Below are 23,380 nucleotides of genomic sequence, written 5' to 3' on the forward strand. Positions count from 1 at the left end.
TGGATGGTTGTTGTCATTGTTTTATGATTGCGGTTATTTATGAATCAGGCGGTTTTCTCTTTGCCTGTGAAACTACTTTACACTGCTTTACAAAAATTAATCAAGTTTTATTACTACAGTAAATCTGATATGAGTTATCAGTTTTGCTTATTTAAAACCAAACAACGAGGCAAGAATACGCCAAAGTTATCTTTATATATAGCGGAATGGCACGCTTGTAAAGCTCAAAGACTTATTGTATCGTCGTTCCCAGCCTCCAGGCTGGGAATGAGTTTTGCGAGGCTCTGCCTCTTGTCAAGCTATGGAGGTGGAGCCTCCGAGAATGGTTTCCCAGCTTGGAAGCTCTTAACCAGTTAGGGCAAGGGTTGTATCTTAACCAGCGTGCCATTCGCAAGTCTGACTTTTCACGTTATGTGGAAAAGCCAACGATTGACCTAACCCCCTAACCCCCTTCCCTCATAGGGAAGGGGGAAAATTCAAAGTCTCTCTCCTGAAAAAAGAGAGAAATAGAAGAGAGGTTTTCCAGATACCGTGAAAAGTCAGATTCGCAAGTAACCCTCTGTTCGCATAGCCTTTCGTAGAAAAGGGAACAAGAAATTCTGATCGTCAGAAGCCACTTCGATTTGTAAAGACTGGCTCCTCTATTACACCAATAAAAAACGACTACAAGTATTATTTGCTTACTTTTCTGGGAATAATAAGTTTGTATATTACCGCTATTCTAAAAAATTAACCCTCAGCTTACCACTGAGGGCTTTTTTTGTTTGGCAAAATGGCATATCTGTAAATTAGAGGGTTGCTATGGTATTTGAGTAGGATACATTCCATGCGAAAGTACTGACTTGCATTACCCCTGGTAATTAGCCAGGGGTTTTTATTTTAACTGAGAGCGATCGCTCTTAAATATTCTGCTGAAAAATTTATTTTTAACGATTTTGAGTAAATAATTTTAGCATTCTCTGCTTTTGGGAATTAATTAGCGATCGCGATTTTTATTCAACCAGAAAATTGACAATAAATATAAGCTTATATTAAGTGGAAAAATCAAGTACAACGAATTAACGATGACAGACGCTAAAAATGTAATCGATGGAAACCTAGAGGTTTGCTGTACTTCTCCCGTGACTGGGTTTTACCGCGACGGCTTTTGTCGGACAGGTGGTCAAGATTTCGGCTCCCATGTCATATGTGCCCAAGTAACATCAGAATTCCTGGAGTTTACCAAATCACAAGGGAACGACCTCAGCACACCTGTTCCTGATTTTAATTTTCCTGGATTGAAACCTGGCGATCGCTGGTGTTTGTGTGCTTCTCGCTGGCAAGAAGCTCTCGAAGCTGGTGTTGCTCCACCCGTAATACTTTCAGCAACCCATGCTAGAGCTTTGGAAGTAGTTTCTCTAGACGAACTGAAAAAACATGCCCTAACTTCGTCTTAATTGGGCATTGGGCATTGGGCATTGGGCATCGGGCATTGAACATTGGGAAAGAGGAGGCAGGAGGCAGAAGTTCTACAATGTTTGAATTTTGAATTTTGAATGCGTGAATTTTGAATTGATTTCTCCCCTGCCTCCCCTGCTTCCCCTCCCCAATTCCAAATCAACTCACTGGAACTTCCAAAGGCAGTTGTAATATATTGGCAACCGCAGAAATCAACTTATTGGGGTCAATTGGCTTAGATAAATGCTGCTGAAACCCAGCTTTTAGGGCTTTCAAGCGGTCTTCCTCTCGCGTGTATGCTGTTAAAGCGATCGCGGGGATACGTCCACCTTTTTCTGGTTCTAAAGAGCGCAGTTTCCTAATCAGTGTATAACCATCTTGCTCTGACATACCGATGTCGCTAATCAGGATATCTGGTTTTGCTTGTTCAACTACTACTAGGGCTTCATCAACTGATGCTACCGCACTGGCAAAAGCCCCATACTCCTCAAACATAAAACTGAGAAAGTTACGGGTATCTGCTTCATCATCTACAACTAAAACTTTTAATCCAGCAAGGGGCGTCGATGCCACAGGGGAAGAAATTTCTCCTGTAGCTTCTCTACTCACCCTACTACCCTTATTATCTTGTAGAAGTGGTAGTCTTACAGTAAAGGTTGCTCCTTGTCCAGTACCTAAACTTTCGGCAAAGATCGCACCTTTGTGCAGTTCCACTAGATGACGGACGATCGCTAATCCTAGTCCTAATCCATTGTGCGATCGCGTTGTGGTACTGTCTGCTTGGCGAAAACGCTCAAATACTTTGGGTAAAAACTCGGAACTGATACCAACGCCCGTATCGATAACTTCAATTTGGGCGTACTGAGATTTTAGATTTTGGATTTTGGATTTTAGATTATTGCTTTCATCAGTATTTGCAGAGTCTAAATTTTCACTATCAGATTCAAATCTCAAATTGTTCGACTGGCTTGTACTGATGGTTGTGGAAGTAGCGCCCACACCAAAGTCTGAAATCGAAAATCCAAAATGCTTTGATAGCCTAACCTCTACCCTGCCACCTTTAGGGGTAAATTTTATTGCATTAGTTAGTAGGTTCCAGACAATTTGCTGTAAACGGGCTGGATCGCCATAGACTGATCCTATGGAAGTATCCAGCAGAGTATTTAATTGAATCTCTTTTGGCTCTGCTAGGGGACGCACTGCCTCTAAAGCTGCTTCCATCACCGAGATTAGATTCACTGCCGATACGTTTAACCGCAACTGACCGCGGATAATCCGGGATACATCCAAAATATCCTCAATTAGTTGCATCTGAGATATGGCGTTGCGTTCGATCGCCTCCAAGGCGCGAGAAGTGGCTTTTTCGTCAAGTTTCTTGGTGCGGAGGATTTTTGACCAGCCGAGCATTGAGGTTAGAGGCGTGCGCAGTTCGTGGGAGAGAACAGCTAGAAACTCATCTTTCATCCGATTTGCAGCTTCTGCTTCCTGTCTTGCCGTTTGTTCGCGAATCACTTGAGCGCGGACTTCTTCTGCTTGCTTGCGTTCGGTAATATCTTCAAGAGTGCCTACATAACCCAATAAGTCTCCTTGACTGGAAAGCATCGGTGATGAGCGAACTTGAACCCAACGAATATTACCATGAGCAGCTTGAAAGCGAAATTCTTCTGAGTATTCCCGACCTTCACAAATGTAAGCAGACCAACTAGCGATCGCTCGTTCTCTATCTTCTGGATGAACAGATTCCAGCCATCTCTTCTCTAAACTCTCTGCGGCTTTCAAGCCACAAATTATCTGATATCGGGGATTAGTATATTTACAGTCACCTTCGGTATCAGTTTCAAAAATACCAACGGGTGAGCAGGTACTTAGCGATCGGAATCGTTCTTCACTTTGCCTGAGTTCGGTATTTACAGCTACCAATTGCGCTGTTTGTTGCTTAATGGCTTCTGTTTTCTTAAATAGTTCTACAAATACGGTGACTTTAGAAGTCAAAATATTGGGGTCTAGTGGTTTGAGCAGATAATCAACAGCACCCAAGGCATAACCTTTAAACAGCATTTGGTCGCTGGTACTAAAGGCGGTGAGAAAGATAATTGGAGTGTGACGCGATCGCCCCCGATTACGAATTAAGGTAGCAGTTTCAAAGCCATCCATCCCAGGCATTTGCACATCCAGCAAAATCACCGCAAAGTCTTGATGCAGTAGACACCTCAAAGCTTCTTCCCCGGAAGTAGCTCTCACGAGATTCTCTCCTAATTTTTCTAGGATTGCCTCTAGTGCCAGCAAATTTTCTAGTTTATCATCTACTAGGAGGATGTTGACTTTGCGTTCCATCTGCATCGGTTTATTTCGGTGATAATTGACAAAGCTTGACCATCTGGGAAGCAATGTTTGAGAGTGTCAAAATCCAGTCTACTTCAATAGCAGAAATTGCTGCCTCTGGCATAATGTCGCTTTCAGCTGTGGCAGGTTCTTGTACAATAGTAATTCCTCCCCGCGCTTTTATTTTCTTAAGACCTTGCATACCATCTTGGTTCGCTCCTGTCAATATTACACCAATAACTTCTTCTGTGTAGACATCGGCTGCCGACTCAAATAGCACATCAATAGATGGTCTAGCATAAGAAACAGGCTCATCAGTCGAAAGAGCAAAGTGACCTAGTTCAACCAGTAAATGATAATCTGCTGGGGCTATGTAGATATATCCCGGTAGTATTTCGTCCTTGTCTTCCACTTCGCGAATTTTCAACAAAGTGGATTCTTGTAATAAATCCTGGAGTGTGTTGCTAGACTCTTTATGACGGTGTTGCACGATCGCGATCGGTACAGGAAAGTCTGCGGGTAAATTACCCAAGACGATTTTCAATGCTGATAATCCGCCTAAAGAAGTACCAATTACCACAATTTTAAACGACACTTATTTCGCCCTCACACCTGTAGAATGGGGGTTACGTAAATAGCAAAGGGTATTTCATACTGAATCAGTCAGTGTTTTCTTGCTTCTTTGCTCTTACCAGTAACCCATGTTTAGGTGCAAAAATCATTGCTATGATAAACAACAAGGTTTGTAACACCACTATACAACCCCCAGTTGCACCATCGATATGATAGCTGATGTAAGTCCCCATGACACTAGAAAATACGCCCGATGCCATTGCAATTAGTATCATGTGGTCGAAACGGTCTGTTAACAAATAAGCCGTTGCTCCCGGAGTAACTAACATAGCGACAACCAGAATAATTCCCACTGTTTGGAGTCCGGCGACAGCAGTTAGCGAAAGTAATGATAGTAAAATATAGTGCAGTACTCCTGTGTTCAAGCCGATGGAACGTGCATGAGTGGGGTCAAAACAAAATAATAGTAAGTCTTTGCGTAAAACAGCTATTGTTACTAAAGTAATTACACTAATAATCACAGTTTGAATAATGTCTTCATTAGAAATACCTAAGACATTTCCAAACAATATGTGGGTCAAGTCTACGCTGCTTGGAGTTTTGGAAACTAGTACCAAACCAAGAGCAAAAAATCCTGTAAATACAAGTCCAATGACAGTATCTTCTTTAATTCTCGTTTTCGCTTTGATATAACCGATCGCAATAACTGAACCCACTCCAAAAACAAAAGCACCCACAGCAAAAGGGATATTTAAGACATAAGCAATTACTACCCCAGGCATTACTGCATGGGAAACAGCATCCCCCATTAATGCCCAACCTTTGAGGGTCATAAAACAAGATAAAACAGAACAGACTACCCCAACTAAGGCACTTACACAAATTGCCTTCACCATAAATTCATGCTGTAGGGGTGTAGTGAACCAGTCTAAGAATGCGAGAGTATTCATATTTTTATAACTTTAATCCAAGCAATATCAACTAAAAATTCTCAATCAATCAGATTCACCTTGATTTCCACGGATTAGCTGACTTTTGTTGAGAGACAAATCTCCAAGAGAACCGCCAAAAGTCCGTGAGAGATTCTCTTCTGTGAAAACTTCCGATGTATCACCATAAGCTAAAATTGTACGGTTAATGAGTACTACTTGGTCGCAGAAAGTAGTGATAGATGCTAAGTCATGGGTAGAAATCAAAATTGTATGACCTTCCTCTCGCAATTCCAGCAATAAGTCAATCATCGCTTTTTCTGTTTTGATATCTACCCCGGTGAAAGGTTCATCTAATAGTAAAACTGTTCCCTGTTGTGCCAAAGCACGGGCGAGAAAGGCACGTTTTTTCTGTCCGCCAGAGAGTTCTCCAATTTGGCGATCGCGCATCGACCACATTTGTACCCTCTCTAAACTCTCCCTTACCACTCTTCGATCGTTCGCCGATGGAATTCGCAGTATATTCATGTATCCGTAGCGTCCCATCATCACCACATCATGGACACTTACTGGAAAATTCCAGTCCACCTCTTCTGACTGTGGTACATAAGCGACCAAGCTTTTTTTCTGTACAGTCTTTATCGGTAAACCATTAATCAAAACCCTTCCTGTAACTGGCTTCAAAAAACCCATAATCGCTTTAAATAGGGTTGATTTACCACTACCATTCATCCCTACTAAACCACTGATTGAACCTGCTTGAATTTGCAAAGAAGCACCATGTAAAGCTACTTTGCCGTGGTAAGCTACTGTCAAATTTTCGACATCAATACTAATGGATTTCATTAAAAATCACCTCTAAAATTAATTAATAGTTTGTAGTGAGCGGCTTCAGCCCTCTTTCCAAAGACGTAACGTTTTCCAGAGAACAAAATCGGACTAAATTCGTTACTACAAGCTTATTTACAATAGTTAGATTTATTCTTGCATACTTGCTCATTTTTGCTCTAATCCCTGAGTTAGAGTATTAATATTACCTTCTAGCAACTTGAGATAAGTTGGTGCTGGCCCGTTGGCTGGAGACAGGGAATCAACATAAAACACTCCACCAAACCTTGCTCCTGATTCTCTCGCTACCTGACGTTGCGCTCCATCGTTAACTGTACTTTCACAGAAAACTACAGGTATTTTATTTTTTTTAACTAGATCAATGACTTTCTCTAGCTGTTTGGGAGTAGCTTGTTGTTCAGAGTTAACTGCCCAAAGATAAGCTTCTTTCAAGCCATAATCGCGGGTGACGTATGAGAAAGCGCCTTCACAGCTTACCATGTAGCGCTTGTCTGCTGGAACTACCGACACGGCTTTTCGCAGTTTCTGATCAACTTCGTTAATCTTTTGGCTGTATGCTTTGGCATTGGTGTTATAAGTCTCTGCATTCGCTGAGTCCAAATTAACCAATGCTTTACGAATATTCTCTACGTAAATTAAGGCATTTTCTGGTGACATCCAAGCATGGGGATTAGGTTTCCCTTTGTAAGCATCCTCCGCAATTTCAACAGGCTTAATTCCCTCACTTAAGGTAACGTGAGGGACATTAGGGACACTGTTATACAATTTCTGTGCCCAACGCTCTAAATTCAGACCATTATTCAAAATTAGGTCTGCTTTTTGCGCCCTCACCAAATCACTAGGAGTTGGTTCGTAACCATGAATTTCTGCCCCTGGTTTGGTCAAAGATTCAACAATCGCCTTGTCTCCTGCCACGTTTTGCGCCATATCTGCAATGACTGTAAAGGTGGTAAGAACTACTTTTTTACCTTTTTTATCTAGGTTGGTGTTAGTTGTGCCTGGGTTTGGACTTAACTGTGGTTGAGAATTGGAAATTGACGGGCTACACCCACTCAAACATAGCCACAATAGCAGCCCAGACCCTAAAGCCAATTTTTGCCCGTGCTGCGGTAGTTGCATCTGAAAGTTATTGATATTAAATCTCATTATAGCAATTTCATAATCTTCTCACTTTTGTTTCACTTTAGCAGAAGTAAGATAAAAATGAAAGAATTATGAAAATAATCTCAGAGCAAAAAAGCGAACCTATTGCAATAAACTGTATTTCTGAGTTCTGGCTTAATCATGATTCCTTACTTTTGTCTTTTTAAAGGTTTTTTTGAGTGATTCAAATATTTTTGTTATTTACATCACAAACAAATATTTTACTATTGTGAAATAACTTACAGACAAATATGATTTTTCGGCTTTTTTGTATTTAAAAAAATGCAAAAGTAAATACATTATGAAAATGTTTGTTTGTTAAAAAACTAACCTTTAAAAGTTTAATATTTATTGTTTTGACAATTCATAAAAATTTACTTAAGCTAAAGGATAGGTTAAGCAAATCAACAAACGACAGCGATTTGATTTAGCTACATCAAGAATTGCTGTTGCAGACTATTGGTATAAGGAAATGAATCAAAACAAAAATTATTCCATGTAGGCAATTTAACCAAATTTGGCTACAAAAAGCTAAGACATGATTAAGCGTATTGCACCGCGCAGATATTGAACAGAATTCGGTCAATTATGGATGGATACTTGTGGTGATGTTAGTGAGTATCCATAAATTATTGAAGCTTGACTAGCGATTTTAGATTTTTGATTAGGGTCTTCTAGTTTATATCTCGTCTGGGACGGAATAAATCTAAAAGACGCTCGCTAAGACTGCGCGATCGCCAATTCAAAAATCCAAAATTTATTGACCAAAGTGCGGTAGATATGTCCAGGAGAAGACAATGCTTGAGTATTTGACATCTTTGAACGACCACAATTTGCCCTATCCAGATACGATTCATCCCATCGTTGTCCACTTCGTAATTGCGATGGTGTTGTTTTCCTTCTTCTGCGATGTAATTGGCTATTTTACTGGTAAATCCGGTCTTTTTGAGGTGAGTTGGTGGAATATGTTAGTTGCCACGATCGCCATCTTCGTTGCGATTATCTTTGGTCAGTTTGAAGCGGGATTAGCACAGCCTTACAGCCTAGCGAAATCGGTGCTGAATTTGCATACGCTAATTGGTTGGTCGCTTTCAGGAATTATCACAGTGATTACAGCTTGGCGCTATGTAATTCGTGCCCGCAATCCTAAAAAAGTACCGATTTATTATTTGGGAGCCGGACTAGTTTTAACCCTAATAGTTGGCTTACAAGTATATCTCGGCGATGAGCTTGTTTGGGTATATGGATTGCATACCGTACCAGTTGTGGAAGCAGTAAAGGATGGTGTGTTGCGATGAACTCAGAATTAATTGACCAATTGAACGGTTCTTTAGGTGCAAACGGATTACCTTACACAATTCCCATTCATCCCAACTTAGTGCATCTGACAATAGGTTTGTTCATCATTGCGATGACCTTCGATATTGCTGGTGTTCTGTTCCCCTTTGAAAAATGGGTCTTCAAATTTTTGGCAATTACTGTCGAACGTGACAACTTATTTGCTGTTGGCTGGTACAACATGTTAGCTGCCAGCATCATCACATTTTTCACAGTGGGAGCAGGCTTTTACGAAATGCTGTTGGCAACACCACCAGCTGATATGAAGAGTGCCTGGGGATTGCAGGCAATGGAGACTATGCTTTGGCATGGTGTGGGTGGTGTGTTCTTATTAGCGCTGATTGTTAGCATGACCATCTGGAGAGCATGGCAGCACTTCGTTTGGGGCAGACAAGAATATAAACATACAGATAGAGAAGTGCAATGGATCTATCTGTTCGCAGGCATAGGAATCATGTTCATTATGTACATCCACGGCACACTAGGAGCGCAACTAGCCACCGAATTTGGCGTACACAATACCGCAGATAGTTTGCTGCGATCGCACCAAGACCTCAACACAATACTCAAATAGTCATTTGTCAATTGTCCTTTGTCATTTGTTTAAAGTTACTAATGACCAATGACCAATGACCAATGACTAATGACCAATAACTAATGACCAATGACCAATGACCATGAAAATCCAGAAGATTTTAAATATTTTGACGCTGCTTACAGGCGCGATCGCAGTGACTTCCACCAGTCTCTGGATCGGGAAGCAGGCTTACTCCTGGCTTCCCCCCCAAGCAGCAGCCGAATCCCTACTAATTGATGATTTGATTAGCTTCTTAGTAACCCTCGGTGCCTTTATCTTCTTGGGAGTAACAAGTACTCTGATGTATTCTGTGATCTTCCATCGGGCAGTCAAAGATGACTTCACTGACGGCCCTCCAATTCATGGCAATGTCACCTTAGAAGTTGTCTGGACAGCAATCCCAATTCTTTTGGTGTTTTGGATTGCGGGTTACAGCTACCAAGTTTATGAACAAATGGGGATTCAAGGCCCATCGGAATTAGTTCACCTGCATAACCCGCTAGCAATGCAATCGGCTCATGCAGAACCAAAAGATGTACCAGCTAACACTTTAGCGGAACCTGTAGAAAAAATCGACGTACTAGCTAAACAATGGGCGTGGGTTTTTCATTACCCAGAAAAAGATATTACCAGTACCGAATTGCATTTACCTAGCGATCGCCGGATACGTTTAGCGCTGAAATCACAAGACGTTCTCCACGGCTTTTATATACCTGCATTTCGCCTCAAGCAGGATATTATTCCCAACCATCCGATCGACTTTGAATTTACTCCCATCCGCCCCGGCAAATACCGATTAACCGATTCCCAATATAGCGGTACATACTTTGCGACGATGCAGGCGAATGTAGTTGTCGAATCTCCTGAAGATTATCAACAATGGCTAGCACAAGCTGCAACCCAAAAGCCATCCGTAGCAAAAAATCAGGCAGCTTCTGAGTATGCCCAAACATCCAATCAATCAGTCCAAACTGGTTGGGTTACAGTTCCACCTGCTGCACCTCCTCTAGTCAATTCACCTGGTTGAAAGGAAAGTAACCATGACTAATGTTCCTATTGAAGGTATTCTTCTCCCTGATGAGAAGCCTAACCACGAATCTCCGAGTAGCTGGAAAGAATACTTCAGCTTTAGTACCGACCACAAGGTAATTGGTATCCAGTATCTCGTTACCTCATTCTTCTTCTTTCTCGTCGGCGGTATCTTTGCGATGGTGATGCGGGGAGAACTGATGACACCCGAATCAGATTTAGTCGATCGCACAGTCTACAACGGTATGTTCACCATGCACGGCACCGTGATGCTGTTCTTGTGGACATTTCCCTCACTCGTTGGTTTTGCCAACTATTTAGTACCCCTGATGATTGGGGCGCGAGATATGGCATTTCCCCGCCTTAACGCCGTCGCCTTCTGGATGGTGCCAGTAGTCGGAATTATCATGATGGCTAGCTTCTTCGTCCCTGGTGGCCCAGCCCAAGCCGGTTGGTGGTCTTACCCGCCAGTCAGTCTCCAGAATCCCACAGGTAACTTGATTAATGGTCAAGTTCTCTGGCTTTTAGCGGTGGCAATATCCGGCGTATCCTCAATTATGGGCGCAGTAAACTTTGTCACCACAATCGTGAAGATGCGGGCCCCAGGAATGGGCTTCTTTCGGATGCCCTTGTTTGTCTGGGGAGTATTTAGCGCCCAGATTATCCAACTATTCGGACTACCTGCATTGACAGCAGGTGCAGTAATGCTGCTACTTGACCTCACAGTTGGTACAAGCTTTTTTGACCCTAGCAAGGGTGGGAATCCAGTCATGTTCCAGCATTACTTCTGGTTCTACTCCCACCCCGCCGTTTACGTGATCATTCTGCCCGTCTTTGCGATTTTCTCAGAAATCTTCCCAGTTTATTCACGTAAACCTCTATTTGGTTACAAAGTAGTCGCTATTTCATCCATCTTGATTGCAGGAGTAAGCGGCATTGTTTGGGTACATCACATGTACGTCAGTGGTACATCAGGCTGGATGCGGTTGATTTTCATGCTGACAACAATGTGTGTGTCTGTACCCACGGGAATTAAAGTATTTGCTTGGGTAGCAACTATTTGGGGCGGTAAACTGCGGCTAACTACCCCCATGCTGTTTGCCTTGGGTGGATTAGTCATGTTTGTCTTCGCCGGCATCACAGGCATCATGCTTTCTTCCGTGCCCGTTGATGTCCACGTTAACAATACCTACTTTGTGGTGGGACACTTCCACTACGTCCTCTACGGCACCGTGACGATGGGCTTATTTGCAGCCATCTATCACTGGTTCCCCAAAATGACTGGGCGGATGTACTCTGAAAGCTGGGGTAAAATCCACTTCTGGTTAGCATTTATCGGCACCAACCTCAACTTTTTACCCATGCACCCCTTAGGATTGCAAGGGATGTTACGCCGAGTTGCTTCCTACGCCCCAGAGTATCAATTCTGGAATGTCATCGCTAGCCTGGGCGGATTTCTCTTAGGAATGTCCACCTTACCCTTCATATTCAACATGGTGATTTCTTGGATGCAAGGCGAGAAAGCACCCGCTAACCCTTGGAGAGCAATTGGACTAGAGTGGTTAGTTTCTTCACCCCCCCCAGTAGAAAACTTTGAAGAAACTCCCATCATCATCTCCGAACCCTACGGCTACGGCAAATCAGAACCCTTAACAGCCAACCTCCCAGAATAAACGCAAACTATCGGTAAGACGCAAAAACCCTCCGCGTCCCTCTGCGTTTCCCTTTGCGTTACTTTGCGTTTCAAATTCCCCCTCAAAAAGCAAAATGGACAGCTATATCAATACCGAAGAATTGCACCATACAAGCGCAGAACACAGTCACGACGAAGAAGGCAACAAAATGTTTGGCTTCATTGTCTTCCTACTGTCAGAAAGCGTCATTTTCTTAAGTTTTTTCGCTGGATATGCCATCTACAAAACAACAACCCCTAACTGGCTACCGGCTGGTGTTTCTGGACTAGAAGTAAAAGAACCGGCAATCAACACAGTAATTCTTGTCGCTAGTAGCTTTGTCATTTACTTAGCAGAACGCGCCCTTCAACGCCACGACTTAGTGAAATTTCGCCTGTTCCTCTTGGCAACAATGGCAATGGGAACTTACTTTTTAGTTGGCCAAGCGATTGAATGGAACGGCCTCGCCTTTGGTTTCACCTCCGGGGTATTTGGTGGAACATTCTATCTACTTACAGGCTTCCACGGCTTGCACGTATTCACTGGTATCCTGTTGCAGTTGATAATTTTGGTACGTTCTTTCATCCCTGGCAACTACGATACAGGTCACTTCGGCGTCAATGCAACTTCATTGTTTTGGCACTTCGTCGATGTTATCTGGATTATTTTGTTTGTCCTTATCTATGTTTGGCAGTAAAGATTGATGGGAAGGAAAACCCAGATAATTTCTCTGGGTTGGTGTATGTGGCATTGTTAATTACTTTTATGCCCCATACACCATTCACTGTAATAACTATAATTTGGGTCTTGTATCAACCTTTCAAATTCACCTTTTCCTCAAACTTTGATCCATCTTGATGAGATAAAATTTTTCCACTACTGTGATAACTTCTTCGCCATTGTTCGAGCTTATCTATAGATATTGATTTAGATGTGACATTCACACCATTTCCTCGCCAAGCAACTTCTGCATCTGTTGTGAAAACCCCGCACTCTAATTGATCTAGCCTCATATTCCAATATTCGCTAAATCGACCTTTTAAAGTAATAACTTGCTCAAATACCTTGTTTCTATGCTTATTTCGCCTTTTTCGTTCCGTTGCTCCAGTTGCTTCTGTATCAATAAACTTAGTTTCAATTAAAAACAGACTACCTTTAAAGGTCAGGAAGACAAAATCACACTTTCCTAAATCTGTATAATCTGAAATTGGAGATTTTTCAAACAACAGCAATTCAGCGCACGAGGGAAACAATTCTTTAATATTCAGAAATAAATAAGCTTGCAATAGAAGTTCCTTATCATAAGGAAACAAGATTACTCCTTCAAAAAATTTTTGAATGTCATCGTGAGTTTGGGGTTGAATTTTTTTACAGTATGAAACAAATCTATGTAGCTCGTTGACGATCATCAAGTTCTAACTCCTTCCCCCAGTCGCAGCCTTAAGGGTATTAGCATCAAAAGATACCACTCTCTCAAGGAAATTATCATCCGCATAAGTAACTAAAAAAACCGATGAAAATCCTCAATACTTAAGACAATTTACTGTTGACAGTTCAATAAAACTAATTTTTAAGCTGCTTTTCAGTATTGGTGGATTTTTTACTTCTGGTGTCAGCTACCAGTCAGTGATTTTATATGAGCAGGAAAACTGGCATTTTGCAAAGCTTGAACAGTTATTCGAGAATCTTGTACGCAAAATTGCCAACCTAAGCGAACAAGTTTACGAGAAGTTTCAGTTTGAATAATTCCAATCACTGGCATTTTTGCCTTTTCTTTGTCTACTGAATGGTCTTGTAAAATCGTTTTCAAGCGATGTAAATCTTCCATATTACCTGCTTGCTGGGGATTTAATTCCACCATTACCATTTGTACTGTTTCCACTGGTTCTGCATCTTCAAGAATAAATTGAGTTTGCTCGTCACGTCGGTCTACTTTTCCCCAAATAATCAATCTAGTATCAACTTGGAGTAGGGAACTAATGCGTTCATAAGTTTTCGGAAAAACTACAGCTTCTAATTGTGTAGTTAGGTCTTCTACTTGCAAGATCGCCATCTGATCGCCTTTTTTCGTCACCACTTTTTTGACGTTATTCAACATGACAACTGCACAAAGCCGTGTATCTTCCCTTTGTTCTCCTAGTTGCGAAAGGTTAATTGGAGTCAAAAGTGGTGCTATCTGCCGTAAGGATTTCAGTGGATGATCTGATACATAAAAGCCTAATAATTCTTTCTCCATCTGCAACTTTTTCTGTGGGGGTAAATCTGTCACAGGTTTAGATTTTGGAGCAGTTTCAAAGGCATTATTTGCTCTTTTATTCTGAGTCGAAGAAAAGCCGTCGCCCAATAAATCAAATAGATTCCCTTGACCGCTAGCTCTATCTTTCGCACGAGATTGTGCCCAATCATACACTAATTCTGAGTCGTTAATTAACTGTTGGCGGTTGGATTCAATTTTGTCAAAGGCTCCACAGTAAATCAGCGACTCCAGAGTGCGGCGATTAACAGCACGCAAATCCACGCGATCGCAAAAATCTGCGAGTGATTTAAACTCTCCTGTCTCATTTCTCGCTGACAAAATAGAAGCGATCGCATTTTGTCCCACGTTACGCACCGCCGAAAATCCAAACAGAATCTTGCCTGCCGTTGGCGTAAAATCAACACCAGAACGATTAATATCTGGTGGATCTATGGATATCCCCATATTTGTACAGTTAGTAATGTATCTCTGTACCTTATCGGTATCACCACTGTTAGCTGTTAACAGTGCCGCCATATATTCCAATGGGTAATTAGCTTTTAAATATGCTGTTTGATATGTTACATAACCATAGGCTGTCGAATGGGATTTATTGAAACAATTAGCAGCTATTAAGCCATTTTTTATGGTAAAATTATGGTCACGCTCCACCCCAATGTCATAAACATTTTGTTTGCCTAAATATTTACGTGTGGCTATTTTTATCATCCTACCTTACCTCGAAAAATTTTGTGGAATTGAATAAAAATATGAAGTTTGTAGTATTAATAAGGTTGTAATACAAAATTATATCATTAGAAAACACTGCTGTACTCTTACACAAAAGTAGCCAATATATAAAAACTTTGACAAACTATTCAGTAGACGGTTGATAGCCATGTATTTGCTATTTAAAAAAACCTATTAAACACATTTCAATACATATTAATCCGCTTAGTCAGATGAATGGGGAATGGCAAGCAGAGGAGAATAAGCAATGCCCAAAGTCCAATAACCAATACCCAATTTTGACCAATATGTACTAGAATCAATGATTTGAGTCACAAAGAGAGCAATCATGGCATCCATCCGCGAGTTGCACCAACAGCTAGTTAAAAAAGAACGTTCTGCCGTTGAAATTACCCAAGAAGCTTTAGAGCGCATTCAAGCGTTAGAGCCGAAATTGCACAGCTTTTTATGTGTGACGGCAAATCGAGCATTAGAGCAGGCAGGTGCTGTGGATGCCAAAATTGCCGCAGGAGAAGAAATTGGGCTGCTAGCGGGTATTCCTGTGGGTATCAAGGACAATATGTGTACCAAGGGGATTCCTACCACCTGCGCCTCCCGGATTTTGGAAAATTTTGTGCCGCCTTATGAATCAACGGCGACGCAAAAACTGGCAGATGCTGGGGCGGTAATGGTAGGCAAAACCAACTTGGATGAGTTTGCAATGGGTAGTTCCACTGAAAACTCTGCCTATCAAGTCACGGCTAATCCTTGGGACTTGTCACGAGTTCCAGGTGGTTCTTCTGGAGGGTCGGCGGCGGCTGTGGCGGCTCAAGAATGTGTAGTTGCTCTCGGTTCTGATACTGGCGGTTCGATTCGCCAACCTGCGTCTTTCTGCGGTGTGGTGGGAATGAAACCTACTTATGGTTTGGTTTCCCGTTATGGCTTGGTGGCTTACGCTTCGTCTTTGGATCAAATTGGGCCATTTGGAAATACGGTAGAAGATGCGGCAATATTATTAGGTGCGATCGCAGGTTACGATCCCAAAGACTCTACCAGCCTGAAAGTTCCCATTCCCAACTATGCTGCTAGCTTAAAACCAAACTTCAAACCCAGAGGTCAGCTAAGAATTGGTATCATTAAAGAAACTTTTGGTGAAGGTTTAGACTCTGTAGTGGAACAAGCTGTTACCAAAGCAGTAGATCAACTACAAAGTTTGGGAGCCGAAATTCATATAATTTCCTGTCCCCGCTTTCGCTATGGCTTACCCACCTACTACATCATCGCCCCATCAGAAGCATCAGCAAACCTAGCTCGTTACGATGGCGTTAAATATGGGTATCGCGCTCCTGATGCAGATAATCTGTTATCAATGTACACTCGTACCCGTGCCGCTGGTTTTGGTACAGAAGTCAAACGCCGAATTATGATTGGCACTTACGCTCTTTCGGCTGGCTATTATGACGCTTACTATCTGAAAGCGCAAAAAGTCCGTACTTTGATTAAGCAAGACTTTGAAAAGGCTTTTGGCGCGGTTGATGTGTTAGTTTGTCCCACATCTCCCACTACAGCATTTAAAGCAGGGGAAAAAACTACTGACCCCTTGAGTATGTATTTAAATGACTTGATGACTATTCCTGTAAATCTTGCTGGTTTACCCAGTTTGAGTTTGCCATGTGGTTTTGATGACCAAGGGCTACCGATAGGATTGCAGCTAATTGGCAATGTGCTGCGAGAAGACCAACTGTTTCAGGTAGCTTACGCTTATGAACAATCTACTACTTGGCATCTGCGTAAACCCCAAATATCTTGAAAATTGTCATTTGTCATTGGTCATTTGTCATTGGTTATTAATTCTTTTCCTTTACTCGGTACAGACGCGATTAATCGCGTCTTTCCACTCCCTCGTTTTTGGTCATTTGTTAGTCTGATTACTGACTATTGACTGTTGATTATTATTTTCTGGAGTCAGAGATTCAGCTGTCAGTTGTGGATTAAGTATATGAAGAAGACCAGCAGATGCACCAACCAATAATAAAATATAGGTCAGAACAAGAGGTATGTATGTATTTTGTTTATTGTCTGAGTGGCGAGCATTTTTAGAGTCTTTACAGACAACATTGGTTATAAGGCTGTACGATAAAGCATTTCCATCCAGCCCTAAAGCATCTCCATAACGACGGATGAATCCTTGCAGAAAAATCGGCTCAGGCAATTCTTCAAATCGATCTTCTTCTAACGCTTGCAAAATACCTACTCGAAGCATTGTCTGAGAGGCTATTTCTTCTATGCGAATAGATTTTTCTTGTCTTACTTGTCGCAAGCGTGTGGTTATTTCCTTTAGTTGCTCTACTTGAGCTTCATTTAAGAGCGTCACAGTCTTCTCCTGTATGGGCTAATTCTACTATTCATTGAGAAGACTTCGATCCGCATACGTAATTTTACTGAATATTTGATTTTCGGATAAATTTTTTTGATAATGGCTTAATCCTGTATTTTAAAATGCTAGTCGAACTTTAACTACGTGAAATTTTAGTTACATTTAATACCTTAATTTCCAAAAACTTGGTTGGATAAATCAAAAACCTGTAATTTTTAGCACAAGTATTTTACCAACGGCTACTCTGGGCTGGGGTAATTGCAGCGATCGCTAATGTTCTGTTCAATAGACCTCTTGCAAAATATATTTTTGCAAGAGAGGGAAAAGGGACTCATGTTAAAGGGAAAGGATTTTGAGTTTCTTTACCCTTTTCCCCTTCCCCTTTACCCCGACTTTTGCAAGAAGTCTAATAACGATTAGTCATCATTCTTGATTGTGCCAACTCCTTGGTGATTATTAAATATGGCATTTGCTGCACCATAGATATTGACAAAAAATGTTTCATTGGACTCAACTTTATTATCACCTCTGACGCCAATACTAATAACTTTGCTAGTTTCGCCAGGGTTGAAAACAATTGTCCCTAAACCAAAATTGTAATCCGAATCAGATTCTTTAGCGGTACCATCACTCGTACTGTAATTTACGGCTATCGGTTGATAGAATTCATTCGAGAGAGTGACGACAAAATTAGCATTAGTTGTCATCCCTGTTGTGCCTTCTTTGACTGATACATCTGCAATGCTAATGGCTGGAGGTTGGTCATCATTTATGATAGTAGCCACTCCCAAGCTATCAGTAATCATGGTGTTTGTAGCACCGAAGAGATTGACGGAAAATGTCTCGTTAGTTTCAGCTTTGTTATCACCTATGACACCAATAGCAAGAGTTTTGGTAGTTTCGCCAGGATTGAAAACGATTGTCCCGGAAGCAGGGTTGTAATCAGAGTCAGAAACTTTAGCAGTGCCATCACTAGTGTTGTAATTTACAGTAACCTGCTGTAAACTCGCTGCGGAGAGAGTGACGATAAAGTTAGCATTAGTTGTTGTGCCTGTGTTACCTTCAGCAATTGAGACATCGGAGATACTGACAGTTGTTGGGTTGTCATCATCAATGATGGTAGCCACTCCTAAACTATCTGCGATCGCGGCATTTGTTGCACCCAAAAGATTGACAGAAAATGTCTCGTTGGCTTCACTTTGGTTATCGCCTAAAACACCAATGCTAAGAGTTTTGCTAGTTTCACCAGGAGCGAAAATAATTGTTCCTGAATCAGAATTGTAATCAGAGTCAGAAACTTGAGCAGTGCCATCACTCGTGTTGTAATTTACAGTAATCTGCTGATAACTGGCATTGGAGAGAGTGACAACAAAGTTGGCATTAGTTGTTGTGCCTGTATTGCCTTCAGAGACTGAGATATCTGAGATACTGATAGTTGGTTGATTATCATCGTTGATAATAGTACCAACTCCTAAGCTATCTGCGATCGCGGCATTTGTTGCACCCAAAAGATTGACAGAAAATGTCTCGTCAGTTTCAAATTTGTTATCGCCTACAACACCAATACTAAGAGTTTTACTAGTTTCGCCAGGATTGAAAGTAATCGTCCCTAAAGCCGAATTGTAATCAGAGTCAGCAGCATTAGCAGTGCCATCACTCGTGTTGTAATTTACAGTAATCTGTTGAGAACTAGGATTAGAAAGACTGATAGTGAAGTTAGCGTTAGTTGTTGCACCTGTGTTGCCTTCAGTAACAGAGATATCCGAGATGCTGATAGTTGGTTGATTATCATCGTTGAGAATAGTACCAACTCCTAAACTATCTGCGATCGCGGCATTTGTTGCACCCAAAAGATTGACAGAAAATGTCTCGTTGGCTTCACTTTGGTTATCGCCTAAAACACCAATGCTAAGAGTTTTGCTAGTTTCACCAGGAGCGAAAATAATTGTTCCTGAATCAGAATTGTAATCAGAGTCAGAAACTTGAGCAGTGCCATCACTCGTGTTGTAATTTACAGTAATCTGTTGAGAACTAGGATTAGAAAGACTGATAGTAAAGTTAGCATTAGTTGTTGTGCCTGTATTGCCTTCGGTAACTGAGACATCTGAGATACTGATAGTTGGTTGGTTGTCATCATCAATGATGGTAGCAACTGCTAAACTATCTGCGATCGCGGCATTTGCTGCACCCAAAAGATTTACAGAAAATGTTTCGTTGGTTTCAGCTTTGTTATCACCGATGACACCAATGCTAATAACTTTGCTAGTTTCGCCAGGATTGAAAGTAATAGTTCCAGAAGCAGAGTTGTAATCAGAGTCAGCAACTTGAGCAGTGCCATCACTCGTGTTGTAATTTACAGTAATCTGCTGATAACTGGCATTGGAGAGAGTGACAACAAAGTTGGCATTAGTTGTTGTGCCTGTATTGCCTTCAGAGACTGAGATATCTGAGATACTGATAGTTGGTTGATTATCATCGTTGATAATAGTACCAACTCCTAAGCTATCTGCGATCGCGGCATTTGTTGCACCCAAAAGATTGACAGAAAATGTCTCGTCAGTTTCAAATTTGTTATCGCCTACAACACCAATGCTAAGAGTTTTACTGGTTTCGCCAGGATTGAAAGTAATAGTTCCAGAAACAGAGTTGTAATCAGAGTCAGCAGCATTAGCAGTGCCATCAGTGGTGTTGTAATTTACAGTAATCTGCTGATAACTAGGATTAGAAAGACCGATCGTAAAGTTAGCATTAGTTGTTGTACCTGTGTTGCCTTCAGTAACTGAGACATCTGAGATGTTGATAGTTGGTTGGCTATCATCGTTGATGATGTTTACTGTAGCCGAACTGTTAGTAATTGTAGAATTTGGCGCTCCAGTTATGAGGCTGGGGTTACTCAGAATAACAGTAATGTCTTCATTGAGTTCAAATGTGTTGTCACCCAAAACATTAGCTGTAATTGTCTTTGTGGTTTCCCCAACAGCGAAGCTTAAAGTTCCAGATGTAGCAGTTCCTCCACCCGTAACTTGAATATTGTTATAGTCACTGCCAAAAGTTGCTGCACCGTTAAAAGCATAATTTACAGTACTAGCCACGCCAATACCACCACTACGAGTAACTGTGAAGGTAACAGCTTGAGTACCGCTATTACCTTCAGTTAAAGTTGAGGTGGGAGTGGAAATTGCATATTGAATTGCATCATTAGCAGCAATATTTAGAGTAGTTTCAGTTATTGTCCCCAAATCAGCTCCTGTTAGCGTGCCAAAGTTGAGTACAACTGTTTCTGCATTTTCAGGTAAATCGTCTGGGTTAATAGTAAAAGTAATTAACTTTGTTAAATTTGCGCCTGTTGCCCCAGCAGTAAAGGAGATGGTAGCGGGGGAAAAAGTGTAATCATTGCCATTAGTAGCCGTACTATTGTTTTTGACGACAATAGGAACTGTAACAGCGGTTTCAGGAGAGGCATCTAAGGTAACAGAAATAGTTACTGTAGTGGCGGTACTATCTTCTGTTGTATTGTACGTAGCAGCACCAAAGTTGACTTTTGGAAGCACATATTCAAATGCTCCAATGTCAATTCTCCCGCTTTCAATTCGGTTAAAATCCGTGCCGCGCTGATCCGTAGTTAAGCCACCACTGTAAGCGGGATCGCCACCATTCCTGGCAGGGCTGCTAAAGTATAGAGCATGAGTTTGTGTAGAACCACCGTAATCTCCTAGCGGTTTGAGTCCGGGATTGGGATTAATAATATCTGTACCCGTGCCTAGAGTCCCGGATGATTTACCAGCAAGATTGCCAATCAGGTTGTAAGCATTACCATTGAAGTTGATCCCAGAGATATCTGGCCCTTGATTACCTCGGTCAATATTGCCAGCAATGATGCTATTGCTGATGCTTACCGTACCGCCAGACCTAAAAATGCCGCCACCATTACCTGTGCCATTGTTATCACTATCAGCAGTGTTCTCAAAAATAGTGCTATTACTCACCGTGGCATTGCTGGTGTAGATGCCACCACCAGAATTTTTTGCTGTATTGCTAGAAATAGTGCTATTGCTTATGGTGAGAAGAGTACTGCTGAAAATACCACCGCCGTTATCGTTGGCAGTGTTGCCGGAAAAAGTACTATTGCTAATAGTGGTATTGCTACTGTAGATGCCGCCGCCCCTGTTGCTGGCGGTGTTGCCAGAAAGAGTACTATTGCTGACTGTCGCACTAGTGGTACTGTAGATACCACCACCGTTACTGTTAGCGGTGTTGCCAGAAATGATGCTATTGCTGACCGTGACACTAGTGCTATAAATGCCACCGCCGCTACTGTTGGCGGTGTTGCCAGAAATGATGCTATTGCTGACTGTGACACTATTGGTACTGTAAATGCCGCCACCATTGTTATTTCCTGCATTTCCCCCAGCTATATGTAACCCATCAATTAAGAGGGATGCAGTGGCATTAAAAATACGGGAAGCATTGTTACCACTAATGACGAGTTTATTAGCTCCAGTTCCTTGAATTATGACTCCTTCGGTAACATTTAATTCCCCAGAAGTGAGGGTAATAGTGTCGGGGGTAACATCACCAAATATCCCAGTCGTATCAAAGATGATTGTCTCAATCCCTGGATCGTTATTGGCATTGATAATAGCTTGCCTCAACGAGCCAGCACCGCTATCATTGGTGTTAGTTACTACATAAGTAGTGTTATTTAGTTTGACAGATACATCGTCAATCGCTAAACCATGATCGTTGCTTCCATCATCTATGTCTTCCCAACGCAATATGATCTCTTCACCGTTAGCAATTGGGGTAGGTAGGTTAAATATTACAGGTGCTATGACAATTCGATTGACACTTTGATTGCCATCTATGGCACCTGCGGTTGCAGTTGCAATTGGTCCGGTGAAATCTAGCGATGTGACAGGTGTCCATGTTCCTGTTGTCAAACTTGTGAGAGTTGACCCAGTTTGATAACTAAATTTCAGCTGTTGCGGCGATGTATTACCACCATTACGCCATTGCTCACCCGTGTAACCTACTTGCAAGTTAGTAATTGTTGAACCTGTGTTGTTTTGGAGGCGCAACCCATAATAAATAGTCCCTGTAGTACCAGAAGCTACAGAACCAAGTGCCCGTTCTGCATTATTAGCACTACCAAAACTGTACAATCCACCTGTGTTATTACTGCCAGTACCAGTGATGTAATTTGTTCTTGTGGCATACCAGCCCAAAATGGTTGAATCATTAGTCCAAGTAATAGATGTTCCAGAACTAGCTAATGTGTTGAAGTTTTGAGAGTATGTGCCAGTAAAACTAGCTGGCAAAATCGATTGGTAAGCCTGTATTACTTCAGGTTTAAATGCCAGAGAAGCCTCAATTTTCCCTGTCTTCACCTCTAAATCCCAGTCGCCACCTAAAGCTGCACTTCCGGTTTTGTTAGTAGAAGCGGCAACGTCTGCTCCAGTAAATTGGCTAATCTGCTGTACAAATTTTGTGCCTTCACCACTAGCTACATCACAGCCATAAAGTAGAATGTCAGCTTTATCAGTTAAAGCACTTGTCCACTTTTGTAACTGATTTTTGTAGCTATCCAGATTGCTAAGGTTGAAGTTGATTGACCCTAGCTGCAAACTCCCCACACTTCCGTGGGAAACAATGTGAATTGATTGAACTGAATTGGATTCACGTTTTGCTAGAAACTCGGTAATTTGTGCTAAACCGTCTCTATTGGCATCAAGAATAACAACTTCACTGCCGAGTGTGATACCAGCCATTAAGCTTTGGTAATCTATAACTTTTGGATCTATAAAAACAATATTTGTGCTTCCATCTATTAATTTGATAGTAGACTTATTTATGCTTTTAGGGTGATGATTTTCTGGTACTTTTATCATAATTATTCCTTAAATATAATTTAATAGTTTTAGCTTAGTAATATTTAGCGTGCATAACAAAATAGAAAGTGAATGACTCTGCATTCGCTTTCATTCCCAAATGAAATCGGTAATTAAACCTTTTATCTAATGAGACAAAACTGCAATATTTTTAGTTGTTATATAAGCAAGTACGCCTTGAATAAAGTTAGCTGTTTTTTAGTCACAGCTTTTGTTTATAGCAATTTATACTAAGTCTATTGACAATACAACTGCATTTTCACTTAAATAACGATAGATA

Annotated in this window: 17 protein-coding genes; 7 read left to right on the forward strand and 10 right to left on the reverse strand. The window is 41.4% G+C overall.

From position 1 onward, the window contains the following. Nucleotides 1–1,064 precede the first annotated feature (1,064 nt). On the forward strand, nt 1,065–1,436 hold the full coding sequence (locus RMZ42_RS30540) for a DUF2237 domain-containing protein (RefSeq protein WP_322674943.1): 372 nt from the start codon (nt 1,065–1,067) through the stop codon (nt 1,434–1,436). 160 nt (nt 1,437–1,596) lie between these two features. Here RMZ42_RS30540 and RMZ42_RS30545 read toward each other — a convergent pair whose 3' ends face one another. The 5 genes from RMZ42_RS30545 to RMZ42_RS30565 form a co-directional block, all read right to left on the reverse strand. Next, on the reverse strand, nt 1,597–3,777 hold the full coding sequence (locus RMZ42_RS30545; RefSeq protein WP_322674944.1) for a response regulator: 2,181 nt from the start codon (nt 3,775–3,777) through the stop codon (nt 1,597–1,599). A gap of 4 nt (nt 3,778–3,781) precedes the next feature. Next, complete coding sequence (locus RMZ42_RS30550; RefSeq protein WP_322674945.1) at nt 3,782–4,354, reverse strand: chemotaxis protein CheB; 573 nt, start codon at nt 4,352–4,354, stop codon at nt 3,782–3,784. Nucleotides 4,355–4,418: 64 nt separating this feature from the next. Beyond that, a complete protein-coding gene (locus RMZ42_RS30555; RefSeq protein WP_322674946.1) occupies nt 4,419–5,282 on the reverse strand; it encodes a metal ABC transporter permease in 864 nt (287 codons plus the stop codon). A 45-nt stretch (nt 5,283–5,327) separates the two neighbouring features. Then, nucleotides 5,328–6,107 carry a metal ABC transporter ATP-binding protein gene (locus tag RMZ42_RS30560; RefSeq protein ID WP_322674947.1) on the reverse strand — a complete coding sequence of 260 codons (780 nt, stop codon included), beginning with the start codon at nt 6,105–6,107 and terminating at the stop codon, nt 5,328–5,330. Nucleotides 6,108–6,257: 150 nt separating this feature from the next. After that, on the reverse strand, nt 6,258–7,256 hold the full coding sequence (locus RMZ42_RS30565; RefSeq protein WP_322674948.1) for a metal ABC transporter substrate-binding protein: 999 nt from the start codon (nt 7,254–7,256) through the stop codon (nt 6,258–6,260). A gap of 794 nt (nt 7,257–8,050) precedes the next feature. Between RMZ42_RS30565 and RMZ42_RS30570 the strand changes: the two genes are divergently transcribed. The 5 genes from RMZ42_RS30570 to RMZ42_RS30590 all read left to right on the forward strand — a co-directional run bounded on the left by RMZ42_RS30570 (nt 8,051) and on the right by RMZ42_RS30590 (nt 12,567). Next, entirely contained in the window at nt 8,051–8,551 is a 501-nt protein-coding gene (locus tag RMZ42_RS30570; protein WP_322674949.1) for a DUF2231 domain-containing protein, read from the forward strand. After that, nucleotides 8,548–9,165, forward strand: coding sequence for a DUF2231 domain-containing protein (locus RMZ42_RS30575; protein WP_322674950.1), 618 nt, complete (start codon nt 8,548–8,550; stop codon nt 9,163–9,165). Before RMZ42_RS30570 ends, RMZ42_RS30575 begins: the two co-directional genes overlap by 4 nt. A 103-nt stretch (nt 9,166–9,268) precedes the next feature. Then, on the forward strand, nt 9,269–10,195 hold the full coding sequence (locus RMZ42_RS30580; RefSeq protein WP_322674972.1) for a cytochrome c oxidase subunit II: 927 nt from the start codon (nt 9,269–9,271) through the stop codon (nt 10,193–10,195). 13 nt (nt 10,196–10,208) lie between these two features. Then, complete coding sequence (ctaD, locus tag RMZ42_RS30585; RefSeq protein ID WP_322674951.1) at nt 10,209–11,870, forward strand: cytochrome c oxidase subunit I; 1,662 nt, start codon at nt 10,209–10,211, stop codon at nt 11,868–11,870. Between the two features lie 94 nt (nt 11,871–11,964). Further along, the gene (locus RMZ42_RS30590) at nt 11,965–12,567 is read left to right on the forward strand and encodes a heme-copper oxidase subunit III (RefSeq protein WP_322674952.1); all 603 of its coding nucleotides are present in this window, start codon (nt 11,965–11,967) and stop codon (nt 12,565–12,567) included. 115 nt (nt 12,568–12,682) lie between these two features. On the opposite strand, the gene RMZ42_RS30595 is transcribed toward RMZ42_RS30590, so the two are convergent. The 3 genes from RMZ42_RS30595 to RMZ42_RS30605 all read right to left on the reverse strand — a co-directional run bounded on the left by RMZ42_RS30595 (nt 12,683) and on the right by RMZ42_RS30605 (nt 15,186). Further along, nucleotides 12,683–13,279, reverse strand: a complete 597-nt coding sequence (locus RMZ42_RS30595; protein WP_322674953.1) for a hypothetical protein — start codon at nt 13,277–13,279, stop codon at nt 12,683–12,685. Nucleotides 13,280–13,482: 203 nt separating this feature from the next. Continuing rightward, nucleotides 13,483–14,835 (reverse strand): OB-fold nucleic acid binding domain-containing protein, encoded by a 1,353-nt coding sequence (locus RMZ42_RS30600; RefSeq protein ID WP_322674954.1) that lies wholly within the window; start codon nt 14,833–14,835, stop codon nt 13,483–13,485. A 225-nt stretch (nt 14,836–15,060) separates the two neighbouring features. After that, nucleotides 15,061–15,186 (reverse strand): hypothetical protein, encoded by a 126-nt coding sequence (locus tag RMZ42_RS30605; RefSeq protein WP_322674955.1) that lies wholly within the window; start codon nt 15,184–15,186, stop codon nt 15,061–15,063. On the opposite strand from RMZ42_RS30605, the gene gatA reads away from it, so the two are divergent. Further along, a complete protein-coding gene (gatA, locus tag RMZ42_RS30610; RefSeq protein ID WP_322674956.1) occupies nt 15,185–16,645 on the forward strand; it encodes an Asp-tRNA(Asn)/Glu-tRNA(Gln) amidotransferase subunit GatA in 1,461 nt (486 codons plus the stop codon). The genes RMZ42_RS30605 and gatA overlap by 2 nt on opposite strands. Before the next feature lie 102 nt (nt 16,646–16,747). On the opposite strand, the gene RMZ42_RS30615 is transcribed toward gatA, so the two are convergent. Both RMZ42_RS30615 and RMZ42_RS30620 read right to left on the reverse strand, forming a co-directional pair. Then, a complete protein-coding gene (locus RMZ42_RS30615) occupies nt 16,748–17,209 on the reverse strand; it encodes a helix-turn-helix domain-containing protein (protein WP_322674957.1) in 462 nt (153 codons plus the stop codon). 419 nt (nt 17,210–17,628) lie between these two features. Next, the gene (locus RMZ42_RS30620; RefSeq protein ID WP_322674958.1) at nt 17,629–23,100 is read right to left on the reverse strand and encodes a Calx-beta domain-containing protein; all 5,472 of its coding nucleotides are present in this window, start codon (nt 23,098–23,100) and stop codon (nt 17,629–17,631) included. Nucleotides 23,101–23,380 lie beyond the last annotated feature (280 nt).

This window comes from Nostoc sp. DedQUE05 (assembly GCF_034530955.1).
In the GTDB taxonomy this organism is placed as follows: domain Bacteria; phylum Cyanobacteriota; class Cyanobacteriia; order Cyanobacteriales; family Nostocaceae; genus Nostoc.